At 68.8% G+C, this 13,046-nt stretch carries 13 protein-coding genes; 11 read left to right on the top strand and 2 right to left on the bottom strand.

The genetic code is table 11. The features are described from left to right. Positions 1-28: 28 nt before the first annotated feature. The 4 genes from map (at position 29) to ACIP5Y_RS03025 (ending at position 3,500) form a co-directional block, all read left to right on the top strand. A complete protein-coding gene (map, locus tag ACIP5Y_RS03040) occupies positions 29-892 on the top strand; it encodes a type I methionyl aminopeptidase (RefSeq protein WP_400347070.1) in 864 nt (287 codons plus the stop codon). 53 nt (positions 893-945) lie between these two features. After that, positions 946-1,329 (top strand): hypothetical protein, encoded by a 384-nt coding sequence (locus ACIP5Y_RS03035; RefSeq protein WP_400347069.1) that lies wholly within the window; start codon positions 946-948, stop codon positions 1,327-1,329. Then, positions 1,326-2,867, top strand: a complete 1,542-nt coding sequence (locus ACIP5Y_RS03030) for a cobyric acid synthase (RefSeq protein ID WP_400347068.1) — start codon at positions 1,326-1,328, stop codon at positions 2,865-2,867. Before ACIP5Y_RS03035 ends, ACIP5Y_RS03030 begins: the two co-directional genes overlap by 4 nt. 66 nt (positions 2,868-2,933) lie before the next feature. Then, complete coding sequence (locus ACIP5Y_RS03025; RefSeq protein WP_400347067.1) at positions 2,934-3,500, top strand: alpha/beta hydrolase; 567 nt, start codon at positions 2,934-2,936, stop codon at positions 3,498-3,500. A 211-nt stretch (positions 3,501-3,711) separates the two neighbouring features. On the opposite strand, the gene ACIP5Y_RS03020 is transcribed toward ACIP5Y_RS03025, so the two are convergent. Next, the gene (locus ACIP5Y_RS03020; protein ID WP_400347066.1) at positions 3,712-4,755 is read right to left on the bottom strand and encodes an alpha/beta hydrolase; all 1,044 of its coding nucleotides are present in this window, start codon (positions 4,753-4,755) and stop codon (positions 3,712-3,714) included. A 175-nt stretch (positions 4,756-4,930) separates the two neighbouring features. On the opposite strand from ACIP5Y_RS03020, the gene mqo reads away from it, so the two are divergent. Beyond that, positions 4,931-6,451: a malate dehydrogenase (quinone) gene (gene mqo / locus ACIP5Y_RS03015; protein ID WP_400347064.1), complete on the top strand. Its 1,521-nt coding sequence runs from the start codon at positions 4,931-4,933 to the stop codon at positions 6,449-6,451. An 18-nt stretch (positions 6,452-6,469) separates the two neighbouring features. Then, positions 6,470-6,919 (top strand): GNAT family N-acetyltransferase, encoded by a 450-nt coding sequence (locus tag ACIP5Y_RS03010; protein ID WP_397002429.1) that lies wholly within the window; start codon positions 6,470-6,472, stop codon positions 6,917-6,919. A 145-nt stretch (positions 6,920-7,064) separates the two neighbouring features. Here ACIP5Y_RS03010 and ACIP5Y_RS03005 read toward each other — a convergent pair whose 3' ends face one another. Continuing rightward, positions 7,065-7,475 (bottom strand): YybH family protein, encoded by a 411-nt coding sequence (locus ACIP5Y_RS03005; RefSeq protein ID WP_400347061.1) that lies wholly within the window; start codon positions 7,473-7,475, stop codon positions 7,065-7,067. 163 nt (positions 7,476-7,638) lie between these two features. Here ACIP5Y_RS03005 and ACIP5Y_RS03000 point away from each other — a divergent pair, with 163 nt between their 5' ends. The 5 genes from ACIP5Y_RS03000 to ACIP5Y_RS02980 all read left to right on the top strand — a co-directional run bounded on the left by ACIP5Y_RS03000 (position 7,639) and on the right by ACIP5Y_RS02980 (position 12,767). After that, positions 7,639-9,915, top strand: a complete 2,277-nt coding sequence (locus ACIP5Y_RS03000; RefSeq protein WP_400347060.1) for a magnesium chelatase subunit D family protein — start codon at positions 7,639-7,641, stop codon at positions 9,913-9,915. 2 nt (positions 9,916-9,917) lie between these two features. Further along, positions 9,918-10,058, top strand: coding sequence for a hypothetical protein (locus ACIP5Y_RS02995; RefSeq protein ID WP_400347058.1), 141 nt, complete (start codon positions 9,918-9,920; stop codon positions 10,056-10,058). 132 nt (positions 10,059-10,190) lie between these two features. Beyond that, positions 10,191-10,811: a cob(I)yrinic acid a,c-diamide adenosyltransferase gene (cobO, locus tag ACIP5Y_RS02990; protein WP_400347056.1), complete on the top strand. Its 621-nt coding sequence runs from the start codon at positions 10,191-10,193 to the stop codon at positions 10,809-10,811. Next, on the top strand, positions 10,805-12,235 hold the full coding sequence (locus ACIP5Y_RS02985; RefSeq protein WP_400347054.1) for a cobyrinate a,c-diamide synthase: 1,431 nt from the start codon (positions 10,805-10,807) through the stop codon (positions 12,233-12,235). The genes cobO and ACIP5Y_RS02985 overlap by 7 nt, the downstream gene beginning before the upstream one ends. Further along, positions 12,219-12,767 (top strand): cobalamin biosynthesis protein, encoded by a 549-nt coding sequence (locus tag ACIP5Y_RS02980; RefSeq protein ID WP_400347053.1) that lies wholly within the window; start codon positions 12,219-12,221, stop codon positions 12,765-12,767. Before ACIP5Y_RS02985 ends, ACIP5Y_RS02980 begins: the two co-directional genes overlap by 17 nt. The last annotated feature ends 279 nt before the right edge of the window (positions 12,768-13,046 follow it).

Raw genomic sequence — 13,046 nt, 5'->3', positions numbered from 1 at the left:
GGGCGGCGCCGAACGCTAGTCTTGATCCATGTCAGTGCGCACCCGCCAGCCCCTCGTTCCCGGGACCCAGTCGCCCATTCGCGAGGTGCCGAAATCCATCGAGCGGCCCGAGTACGTCTGGAAGAAGACCGTCAACGAGGGCCACGAGCCCTGGGTGCAGACGCCGGAGACCATCGAGAAAATGCGCCTCGCGAGCAAGATCGCGGCGCAGGCCCTGGAAGAAGCCGGTAAGGCCGTCGCGCCGGGCGTCACCACCGATCGCCTCGACGAGATCGTGCACGAGTACCTGTGCGATCACGGTGCGTACCCGTCGACGCTGGGCTACAAGGGATTTCCCAAGTCCTGCTGCACCTCGCTCAATGAGGTCATCTGCCACGGCATCCCGGACTCGACTGTCATCGAGGACGGCGACATCGTGAACATCGATGTCACCGCCTATATCGATGGCGTGCACGGCGACACCAACAAGACCTACCTCTCGGGCAATGTGGACGAGGAGGTGCGGCTGCTGGTCGAGCGCACCGAAGAGGCCACCATGCGCGCCATCAAGGCGGTCAAGCCCGGGCGTGCGCTCAATGTGATCGGCCGCGTCATCGAGGCCTACGCCAACCGTTTCGGCTACGGCGTGGTCCGCGACTTCACCGGCCACGGCGTCGGCCCGACCTTCCACAGCGGACTCGTCATCCTGCACTACGACAACCCCGCCGTCGAAGCCGTCATCGAGCCCGGCATGACCTTCACCATCGAACCCATGATCAACCTCGGCGGCATCGACTACGAGATCTGGAACGACGGCTGGACCGTCGTCACCAAGGACCGCAAGTGGACCGCCCAGTTCGAGCACACCCTCGTGGTGACCGACGAAGGCGCAGAGATCCTCACGCTGCCGTGAGGGAGAGGGGAAACGGGGGCCAGACCCCCGAACCCCCGAATAGCGGGGTAGGCGTGAGAAACGGTGGCCGTGCCCCCGCACCCCCGGACAGCGGGGCGGGCGTGGAGAAGAGAGGCCAGGCCCCCGAACCCTCGGGCAGCCGAGTGGGCGCGGGCACAACCCTCGAACCCCGGGCGAACGGGGTGGCGGCGGGAATGGGGTTCCGCGTCCCCGAGCCCCCGGATGGCGGGGCGGGCGTGGGGGAAAGAGGCCGGGCCCCCGAACCCTCGGGCAGTCGAGTGGGTGCGGGTACAACCCCCGAACCCCGGGCGCGCGAGGTAGCGGCGGGAATGGGGTTCCACGCCCCCGCACCCTCGTTCGACGGCTGGGAACACCGCCGTGGCGGGCGGGAACTTGTCGTCCGTGTACTCCATGTGGCCGGCGCGGTGTGCCTGTGAAGGGCGCGCTGCTGGTTGCCGGCACGACTTCCGACGCGGGGAAAAGTGTTGTGGTGGCTGGGCTTTGCCGGCTGCTGGCTCGGCGGGGTGTGTCTGTGGCGCCGTTCAAGGCGCAGAACATGTCCAACAACTCGGTGGTCACGCTCGATGGTGGGGAGATAGGCCGGGCACAGGCTTTGCAGGCGCGGGCTTGTGGGCTGGAGCCGAGTGTGCGGTTCAATCCGGTGTTGCTGAAGCCCGGTAGTGATCGGCGGTCGCAGCTGGTCGTGCGGGGTAAGGCGATCGATACCGTCGGGGCCAAGGACTATTTCCGGCATCGGCAGGAGTTGCGCGCGATCGTTGCCGAGGAATTGGCTTCGCTGCGGGCCGAATTCGATGTCGTCATCTGTGAAGGGGCCGGTTCGCCCGCTGAAATCAATTTGCGGGCAACGGATCTGGCGAATATGGGGCTGGCTCGCGCTGCTGATCTGCCGGTCATTGTCGTAGGCGATATCGATCGTGGGGGAGTGCTGGCGCATCTCTTCGGCACCGTCGCGATTCTGGAACCCGAGGATCAGCGGTTGATCGCCGGATTCGTCATCAACAAGTTCCGGGGAGATGTGGATCTGCTGCAGCCCGGCCTGGACCAGTTGACCGCGCTCACCGGCCGTCCCACCTTGGGTGTCATTCCGTTCACCGATGAGCTTTGGATCGACGCCGAGGACTCGCTGAGCACCGTGTCCGACGCCCCCGTCGGCCGTCCGCGCCCGCCGGTGGGGTCCGAGTGGCTTACTGTCGCCGCGGTCCGGCTGCCGCGCATCTCGAACTCCACCGATGTCGAGGCGCTGGCCTGCGAGCCGGGTGTCGCCGTCCGCTGGGTGAGTGATCCCTCGCGCCTCGCCGGCGCCGATCTGGTTGTCGTGCCCGGTAGCAAATCCACCGTGAGCGATCTGGAGTGGTTGCGCCGCACCGGAATCGCCGACGCCCTCACCGCTCGCGCGGCGGCGGGCGGCCCGATTCTCGGCATCTGCGGCGGCTATCAGATGCTCGCCCGCGCGATCGACGACCGCGTCGAATCCGCCGCGGGCACGGTGCCCGGCCTGGGGCTGTTGGACCTGGAGATTGTGTTCGACGATCCCAAGGTGCTGCGCAGGTCGTCGGGCCGTGTGCTGGATCATCTCGACGCCGCCGGTAATAATGATCTCCCTGTCCACGGCTATGAGATCCACCACGGCCGCGTTCGCGGTAATAGCGACAAGCCCTGGCTCGAACTCGACGGCGCACCGGAAGGCAGTGTGCGCGGGGCGATCTGGGGCACCCATCTGCACGGCGCCTTGGAGTCCAACGAGTTCCGTCGTGCCTGGCTGCGGGAAGTGGCCGCTCGTGCGGGTCGGACGGGTTTCGTTGTGGCCGAGGATGTTTCGGTGGCCGAAGTGCGCAACGGGCAGTTGGATCTGCTGGCCGATCTGCTGGAGAAGCATCTCGATCCGGCGGCGCTGGAGCGGCTCATCGAGGGCGGGGCGCCGACCGGTCTCCCGGTTCTTACGACCTATAAGTGACGCCGATCACAGAAATCCGGGCGACACCGGCTCCGCCGCTCCGGATGCCGTGTAGTTTTTATCAACATGGAATCTCGGCGGATCACGGTCGGTGACCGCGTGTGGACGGTGCGTATTGGCGGCCCCCAAACCCGGCACCACGTCCTCCTGCTGCCCGATGCGGGCGACCCGGCCGACGTTTACGACCAGGTCTGCGCCCGGCTGCAGACCTCGGACCTGCAGACCATCGCGCTCGAATCGGCCGAAGGCCTCGACGCCGATACCGCGCTGGCCATCCTCGACGAGTTGAAGGTGTCCTACGCCAACCTCGTCGGCCGCGGCAGTGGCGCGCAACTGGCCTGGCAACTCGCGGCCCGCGGCGGATTCCGCCGCTTCATGAGTCTCATAGTCGCCGACAACGGCCATCCGGCCGCCGCGGACGGCGACGGCGTGATCGCCGACGCCAGCTGCCCCCCGGTCGAGATCCCCACCACCGTGCTGGCCACCAAGCGCCTGCCGCGCAAGGTGGCCGAGGCCTCCAGCCGCTTCGTCTACGGCGAATTCCGACTCGTCCCAATGGATGTCACCGACGTGGCCGGCGAGGCGAGCCACGAACTGGCCACCGAGATCGTCCTCCGCACCAGCCTCTGGTGACAGCGCGCTGCGCGGTCGTGATGCCGGCCGCAATGTGTCAGGGACTGACCGGGCGTCGGTTCTGCTGACCGAGCTCCGCGGCGTACGGGCGGCGGCACCGCCGAGCCGTGGAGTGTCGGTCCGTGCCCTGGCTTCGATGAGTCGCTGCACAACGGGCCGAACGGACCCGTTGTGCAGCCCCGGCACCCCAGGCGCAGCCGCCCGGCAACCGCTAAGCGCCGGCCTCCGGCGCGGTGGCCAGCCACTCCAGCCAGGAATCCAGTTCCTTGAACGCGGCCGTGCGCGGCTGCTCCGAGGAGAGGAACACGTCGTGGCGGGCGCCCTCGATCGGCACGATATTGGTTCGCTCGCCGAGGCAACCGGACCAGCGCTGGATCTGCTGCACATCCAGCACCACATCCGACACGTCGGCGGCCGGCCCGTACTTGCGCATGAACTTGGTCACCTTCGAGCGCAGGATCAGCGACGGCACACCGATATCCAGGCCCTGGTGCAGTCGCAGATGCCCGCGGCGGATGGCGCGCAGCCAGCCCGCGTGAACGGGGAAGCCCGTCAACGGCTTCCAATCCAGGTTGTAATCCCATTCGCCGGACACGCTGCGGTGCAGGCTGTCTCCGTAGGTGCTGGCCTCGCCGAGCGGTAGCCGCGCGAATGCCCGCAACCGGCCCAGCCCCTCCAATACGGCGGTGCCCACCGACCGGTAGTACGACGGCCCCTGCAGGTCGAACCACGGGCTGTTGAGCATGAGTCCCGTGATGCCCTGCGCGCGTGCGCCGCCCGCGGCGTTCAACCGGTTCAGCCACAACGAGGTGACCAGGCCGCCCGTGGAGTGCGCCATGATCAGCAGCGGCAGTCCCGTCTCCTCGCGGATGATCTTCAGCGACCGGTTCAGCTCCGCGTCGTAGAGCGCCAGATCGCTCACGAAATGCGGCGTCTGCCCCTTACGGGTCGACCGCCCGCACTTGCGCAGGTCCAGCGCGTAGAAGGCATACCCCTGCGCGGCCAGATGCTCGGCCAGGTGCTCCTGGAAGAAGTAATCGGTGAATCCGTGTACGTACAGCACGGCTTTCGTGGCGGCCGGGGCCTGGGCGGGCGTGTAGCGGACCAGCGTGGCGACCACATCGCCCTGCCCGTCCGGATCCGGCCCGAGCGGGATGGTGAGCTGCCGGTAGTCGGCGCCGAGCACGTCGGGCTGCCAGGCTCCGGTGGCCGGAATCGATGCGGATGAAGGGGCGGATGACGTATCGGAGGTCACACGCCCAATCTAAACTCCGTCGTAGGGAAGTGAACCCGCGAGGTATCTCTCACATTCGGCCTTTTCGTTGCGGGATTTCCTCGTGTCCAGGGGCACAATCGAGCGTAGGTGAACGACGGGTAACCTAACTGCCGCTGGGTTGCCCGAACTATGGACAAGGAAGTCGACTAACGCCGTGTCGAACGCTGCCACGATTCAGAAGACCGATGTAGTACTCATCGGGGCCGGCATTATGAGCGCCACTCTGGGCGCCTTGCTCCGGCAGGTCCAGCCGGACTGGTCGATCACCATGTTCGAGCGCCTCGAGGCCGCCGCGCCCGAGAGCAGCGACCCGTGGAACAACGCGGGTACCGGCCACTCCGCGCTGTGCGAGCTCAACTACACGCCGCAGAACGCCGACGGATCCGTCGACGTCTCCAAGGCCATCGACATCAACGAGCGCTTCCAGGTGTCGCGCCAGTTCTGGTCCTACGCCGCCGAGAACGGCGTGCTCGCGACCACGAACTTCATCAACCCGATCCCGCACGTGAGCTTCACGCACGGCGCGGACGGCGTGGACTACCTGCGCAAGCGCTACGAAGCGCTGTCGCGGCACCCGCTGTTCGAGGGCATGCAGTTCATCGACAGCGCGGACGAGTTCAGCAAGCGGCTGCCGCTCATGGCCAAGGGCCGGGACTTCTCCGACCCGGTCGCCCTGAACTGGACCGATTACGGCACCGATATCGACTTCGGCGCGCTCACCAAGGAACTGCTCGCCTACCTGGGCCGCACCGGTGCGGACATCGGGTTCGGGCACGAGGTGCGCAACCTGTCCAAGCAGTCCGACGGCTCCTGGCTGGTGAAGGTCCGCAACCTGCGCAGCGGCAAGGACCGCGTCCTCAGCTCCAAGTTCGTCTTCGTCGGCGCGGGCGGCTACGCGCTGCCGCTGCTGCAGAAGTCGGGCATCAAGGAGATGAGCGGCATCGGCGGTTTCCCGGTGTCGGGTCTGTTCCTGCGCTGCAACAACCCGGCACTGATCTCGCAGCACGAGGCCAAGGTGTACGGCAAGGCCGCCGTCGGCGCGCCGCCGATGTCGGTGCCGCACTTGGACACTCGCGTCATCAACGGTGACCGCGGCCTGCTGTTCGGCCCCTACGCCGGCTGGACCCCCAAGTTCCTCAAGGACGGCAAGCTCACCGACCTGTTCGGGTCGGTCAAGCCGAACAACCTGTTCTCCATGCTCGGCGTCGGCGTGACCGAACTGGGCCTGGTCAAGTACCTGGTTTCCGAGCTGCTCAAGTCGCCGGCCGGTCGCGTGCACGCCATGGAGGAGTTCATTCCGCGCGCCGAAGGGCACGACTGGGAGCTCATCATGGCCGGGCAGCGCGTGCAGGTCATCCGTCGTAAGGGCGCGGGCGGCGTGCTGGAGTTCGGCACCGCCGTCATCACCGCCGAGGACGGGTCGATCGCCGGTCTGCTGGGCGCCTCCCCGGGTGCGTCGACCGGTGTCAGCGCCATGCTGGACGTCCTGCAGAAGTGCTTCCCGCGCGAATACGCCTCGTGGGAGCCGAAACTCAAGGAAATGGTGCCGTCTCTCGGGCTCAAGCTGTCGGAGAATCAGGCCCTGTTCCGCGAGGTGTGGGACTGGTCGAACAAGGCCCTTCACCTGGACGATGCCAACACGCCCAAGCATGCAGGGGTCGACTCTCACGCCTAGGTGTGATAGCAACGGGCGATGATGTCAACGGTTGCTCTCAAACGGTCGTGGTCCCAAGACCTGGATACCGCGACGCTGTACAAGCTGTTGAAACTTCGCGTCGAGGTTTTCGTGGTCGAGCAGAAGTGCGCTTACCCGGAGTTGGACGGATTCGACCTGCTGCCGGAAACCCGTCACTTCTGGCTCGATGACGAGGACGAGGCCATCTGCACCCTGCGCCTCATGGAAGAGCACGAGGATGGGGTGAAGTCCTTCCGCATCGGCCGCCTCTGCACCACCCCCGCGGCGCGCGGCCACGGCTACACCACCCGCCTGCTGCAGGCCGCATTGGCCGAGGCCGGCTCGGCCACCGTGCGTCTCAACGCCCAGACCTACCTGGTCGACATGTACACCAAGCACGGTTTCAAGACCGACGGCCCGGAGTACATCGAGGACGGCATCCCGCACATCCCCATGCGCCGGGGCTAGCCTCTTCTCCACCCGCCGTCCGGTTGTTCGTCCACACGGCCGCTACGCCTGCCTCCGGGCCCGCGCAGCGGCCGTGCTGCATCTCTGGCCACGTGGTAGGCCCGGCGCGGTGTATGTAGTAGTCCGGTCGGTGCTGTCCCGCTTGTCAGGGCTCCACGCCCCACGGATCGTCGATCGCGATGCCCCAGGAGTCGTCGCCGCGCCGGCGGAGGATGTCGGTGCTCGTGGCCGCCATCATGACGGGTCGGCCGTCGGGGCGGATCCCGGTGAGCCGCCAGGCGGTGACCACGAAGGCCACATCGCCCGCGATCACCACGCGGCGGACGTCGTTCTGCAACTGCGGATGCAGTCCCGCCAGCTCGGCCAGGGCGCCCCGGATGTCTTCCCGCCCGATCAGCGGATCACCGCCCGGCGCAAAGTAATACACGGCATCGGGCTCGTACAGTGCCGCCGCGTCATCGGGCCGGCCATCGGCGATTGCCGCCCCGCGCAGCGACAGCACCGCCTCGGGTGTTCCGGCGTGCGGTTCGGGCTTTTCGTCGAGGGGCGCGGTCATCGGATCCTCCCGGCACGCTCGATCATCGGTGGCTGCCATTCGGGTACACAGATTTCGCAAGCCATGTCGCCATCATCCGCCCGTCGGCGGCGTGTCGGCTCGGATGCGCCGATGCGAATGCCCCGCGACCGGGGGCTGCGGGCGGCGCGCCTAGAGTTGGGGCGTGTCGGTATCTCCTGTGGCTTACTCCGAAAGTGTCGGTGCGACATCCCGTGACGATGCCGGGTTCCCGTTCTCCGCGGTGGTGGGGCAGGAACGGTTGCAGCTGGCGTTGATTCTGTGCGCTGTGCATCCGGGAATCGGCGGGGTGCTGGTGCGCGGGGAGAAGGGGACCGCGAAATCGACCGTGGTGCGGGCGCTGGCTCAGCTGCTGCCGCCGGTAGTGGACGAGACCGGGGCGCGGCCGGCGAAGCTGGTGGAGCTGCCGGTCGGCGCGACCGAGGACCGAGTGGTCGGATCGCTGGATCTGGAGCGGGTGCTGCGGGACGGGGAACAGGCGTTCAAGCCCGGCCTGCTGGCCGCCGCCCACCACGGCGTGCTGTACGTCGACGAGGTGAACCTGCTGCACGACCATCTTGTCGATGTGCTGCTCGACGCCGCCGCCATGGGCCGGGTGCACATCGAACGCGATGGCGTATCCCATTCGCATCCCGCACGATTCGTACTCGTCGGCACCATGAACCCGGAGGAGGGCGAGCTGCGGCCGCAGCTGCTGGACCGGTTCGGCCTCACCGTGGACGTGGTCGCCTCCCGCGAGGTGGACGTCCGCATGGCCGTCGTCCGCCGCCGCCTCGACTACGAGGCCGACCCCGCGGCCTTCGCCGAGCAGTACGCTCCCGCGGATCGTGAAGTGGCCGAACGCATTCTGACCGCCCGCGACCGCCTCCCCGCCGTCGGCCTCGATACCGTCGAGTTGCGCCGCATCGCAGCCCTCTGCGCCACCTTCGACGTGGACGGTATGCGCGCCGATCTCGTGGTGGCCCGCACCGCCACCGCCCACGCCGCCTGGCGCGGCCGAGACACCGTCACCGAGGCCGATGTCCGCATCGCCGCGGAACTCGCACTGCCCCACCGCCGTCGGCGCGATCCCTTCGACGAACCGGGCATCAGCGAACAGCAATTGGACGAGGCGATGCGCAAGGCCGCCGAGGAAGCTGCTCGCGAGGGTGGCGACAGCCTGGGAAAAGATGAGGCGGTCCCGGCCGACGGCCAGGGACCGCAGGATCAGGCTGTAGCACAGGACGATTCGCTCGCCGGTGACGGTGAGGCAGATGGTGAGCCGGGCGCCGCGCCGCAGGGTCCCGGTGGAGCCGATGCCAGCGCCGGCGGACTCGATGACCGCGGCGCCGACGCACAGCGGCTCGACGACCGGGACGCGGACTCGCAGCCGCTCGACGGCCCCGACTCCGCTGACAACCACGGCGCGCCCGACTGCACCTGCGACCGCCCGGACTGCCCGTGCGCACGCTGGGACCGCGCGTGCGACAACCCGGCTTGCCCGTGTGGCAGCCCGGATTCGATGAATGGCCCGGATTCGAATGGAACCGGCCGGAATTCGCAGGGCCCTGCCGCAGAGTTCGCCGAAGATGGCCGCGATCAGCATGGCCGCCCCGCCCGGGAAGGCCGTGTAGCGGCCCCCACCGGCCTGCTCCCCAAACCGCCTCGCTGGGAGGTTCCCGGCGTAGGCGAGGGCGCCCCCGGCCGCCGCTCGCGGGCCCGCACCCGCCACGGTCGCGTGGTCCGTGCCAGCGACGACACCTCCACCGGCCTGCACCTACTCGGCACCATCTTCGCCGCGGCCCCCCACCAGCACTCCCGCGGCCGCCTGACCGGCCCCCTCGAATTCGAGGCCCCCGACCTGCGTGGCGCGTATCGCGAAGGCCGCGAAGGCAATCTGGTCGTCTTCGTAGTCGACGCCTCCGGCTCCATGGCCGCCCGCGACCGCCTCTCGGCCGTCACCGGCGCGGTGGTCGGCCTGCTCCGCGACGCCTATCAGAGTCGGGACAAGGTCGCGGTGATCACGGTCCGCGGCCAGCATGCCGAACTGGTCCTCCCCCCGACCTCCTCGGTGGACATCGCGGTCCGCCGCCTGGCCGCCATCCGCACCGGCGGCAAAACCCCACTCGCCCAAGGCCTCCTGAAGGCCCGCGAGGTAATCCATCGCGAACGAGTCCGCGACCCCCACCGCCGCCCCCTGCTCGTCCTCCTCACCGACGGCCGGGCCACCGGCGGCACCGACCCCGTCCCGCGGGCCCGCACCGCCGCCCGCCTCCTGGCCCGAGACCACACCACCGCCATGGTCATCGACTGCGAACGCGGCATGATCCGCCTCGGCCTGGCCCACGACCTCGCCGTCGAAATGCGCGCCGGCTACCTCCAATTGGCCGAACTCACAGGCGATTCCGTGGCCGGCCTGGTCCGCGCCACCCGGGTCGCCTGACCATGCGTCTCTTCCGGCGTCGCACCCGGCAGGAATCCACGGCTCGCGAATCCGTCGAGGAGTTCGTGGCCGAAGGCATTGTCGAGGTGGGCCTCCGGGGCCTGTTCGCCGCCGTCAAAGCGCTCCTGCACGGCCTGACCTGACATCGAAACCGCATTGCCTGTCACCGCCACCCGTTGCGGCCGCCGGGCGCCGGGCCGAGGGGTAGCGGGGGAGCGGCCCGGCCTGTGTGGCACCGTTGTCCTGCGAACGGTCGGGTGGAAGGAGCTCAGACGATGCCCAAGGGTGTGCCGCTGCCGGAAAGCATTCCGGAGGACGGGCTGACGACGCGGCAGCGGCGGAATCAGGCCGTGCTGGCCGTGCATACGGGGCCGGGCAAGGGGAAGTCCACCGCCGCGTTCGGTATGGCTTTGCGGGCCTGGAATCAGGGGTTCGACGTAGCGGTGTTCCAGTTCGTGAAGAGCGCGAAGTGGAAGGTAGGGGAGGAGGCCGCGTTCCGGACGCTGGGGAAGCTGCACGAGGAGACCGGGGCGGGTGGCGCCGTCGAGTGGCACAAGATGGGGGAAGGCTGGTCCTGGACCCGGAAGCAAGGGTCGGATGAGGATCATGCGGCCGCGGCGCTCGCCGGATGGCAGGAGATCGCGCGGCGGATCGGCGCAGAGCAGCATCGGTTCTATGTGCTGGACGAGTTCACCTACCCGCTGAAGTGGGGGTGGGTGGATGTGGACGAAGTGGTCGAGACGCTGCGGAATCGGCCGGGTAATCAGCATGTCGTGATCACCGGGCGGGATGCGCCGCAGGCGTTGATCGAGATCGCGGATCTGGTCACCGAGATGACCAAGGTGAAGCACCCCATGGATGCGGGCCGCAAGGGCCAGCGGGGCATCGAATGGTGAGTGTGCCGGCGGTCGTGATCGCCGCACCCGCCTCGGGCAGCGGCAAGACCACCGTCGCCACCGGGCTGATCGGCGCGCTGCGCCGGGCGGGCCACCGGGTCGCGCCGTTCAAGGTGGGGCCGGATTACATCGATCCCGGGTATCACGGGCTGGCGGCCGGGCGGCCGGGGCGGAATCTGGATCCGGTACTGGTCGGGCCCGAGCGTGTTGTTCCCCTGTACCGCAACGGCTCCCGGGATTGCGATCTGGCGGTTGTCGAGGGCGTCATGGGGTTGTTCGACGGGCGCATCGACGAGCAGCGGACGGAACCGATCGCCGAGGGCTCGACCGCGCAGATCGCGGCCATGCTCGGCGCGCCCGTGATTCTGGTCGTGGATGCGCGCGGCCACAGCCAGAGCCTGGCGGCCCTGCTGCACGGTTTCGCCACCTTCGAGTCCGGAATCCGTTTGGGCGGAGTCATTCTCAACCGCGTCGGCAGCGAACGCCATGAGCAGGTGCTGCGTGCCGCCTGCGCCCGCGTCGGGCTGCCGGTCCTCGGTGCGCTGCCGCGACTGGCCGAACTCAATGTGCCGTCGAGGCATCTCGGCCTCATCCCCGCGGTCGAGCACGGTGCTGCCGCCCGGGCCGCGGTGGACGCCATGACCGATCTCGTTGCGGCACATATCGATCTGGCGGCGGTGGCGGCGCTGGCGGCGTCGAATACCCAGGGCGACCCCTGGGATCCGGTCGCGGAACTGGCAGCCGCCCAGCCGGATTCGTCCCCGGCCCCGGCCGCGAACGGTGGTCCGCAGGCCGCGCCGATCCTCGCGATGGCGGGTGGCCCCGCCTTCACCTTCGGTTATGCCGAGCATCGCGAAATGCTGGAGGCCGCCGGCGCGCGGGTAGCGGTCTTCGACCCCATTCACGACGAATTGCCGCACGGCACAGCCGGATTGGTCCTGCCCGGCGGCTTCCCGGAAGAGCATGCCCCCGATCTCGCGGCCAATACGCCCCTGCTGGAGAGCATTCTCGGCCAAGCACATCTCGGCCTCCCCATTCACGCCGAATGCGCGGGCCTCCTCTACCTGACCCGCTCCCTCGACGGCTACGACATGGCCGCGGTGGTCGACGCCGAAGCCGAATTCGGCCCCCGCCTCACCCTCGGCTACCGAGACGCGGTAGCCCTCACCGACTCCCCGCTCTGGCGCGCCGGTGAACGCGTCCGAGGCCACGAATTCCACCGCACCCGCCTCACCGAAACCGGTGACTTCCCGCCCGCCTGGGCCTGGCGCTCCCCAACCGGCGAAACCGTCCGTGAGGGCGTGGTAACCCAGCACGTCCACGCCTCCTACCTCCACACCCACCCCGCCGGAAATCCCACCGCGATAAGCAGATTCGTCACCACCGCCACACACTTCGCCCAAACCCATGCCGCCCACACCTGACGCGGCCGCACCGGTCGCAACAGGCTGCCACCACGGCCCCTCCGCCGGCTGTCTGCGCGACGTCGCGCCCCGAGACACCGCCACCGGCGCACGCGTCGGAGCGGGTGCCGCGAAAGACGCTGCCCTGGCCGCAGCCTCGTGGGCAAGCCCGCCCGCCGTGGCGCCCCAGGTCCCGCGCCTGGCGGTAGGCGTCGGTGCCCGCCCCGGCGTCCCGGCCGACGCTATTGTCGCCGCTGTGCGGGAAGGTATGGGCGAGGCCGTGATTCATTGTTTGGCGACAGTGGATCGGCGAGCCGCCGAGCCCGGCCCGGCCGCCGCCGCCGCGATGCTGGGCGTGCCGTTGCTGGTCTTCTCGGCCGACGAGCTGGCGGCTGTGCCGGTTCCGACCCCCTCGCCGCGTACAGCGACGGCCGTGGGGACCGCCAGCGTGGCGGAAGCCGCCGCCCTGCTGGCCGCCGGCAGCACCGAACTCGCCGTCCACAAGCGAGTCCTCCACGGAATCACCGTGGCAGCTGCCGCAATTCGCCGCTAGTTTCCGCGAGAGGGACCTCATGGTGGTTCGCTCTCGACGTTTACTTCCACCAGTTCCCGCTCACCGCCTCGGGCCGATGGGCTGAACGCCGAGTGGCACCTGATCGGGAGATTCGACGGCGTGTCGTCTCGGTCAGGTGCCACTCGGCGCAGGGGGAAAAGAGGTTTGGGGCCGCCGCACCCACGGCTGGTTGGGAGAGCGGGGGGTGCGGAGGCGGGCGAGCCACCCGCACGCGCTGGGGTGGCCGCCGTCTTTGGTTGGGCGGCTCGGGGTTCGGCT

The organism is Nocardia sp. NPDC088792 (assembly GCF_044750615.1).
Lineage (GTDB): Bacteria > Actinomycetota > Actinomycetes > Mycobacteriales > Mycobacteriaceae > Nocardia.
Note: the sequence above shows the minus strand (reverse complement) of the source record. Positions and strands in the feature narration are given on the sequence as shown.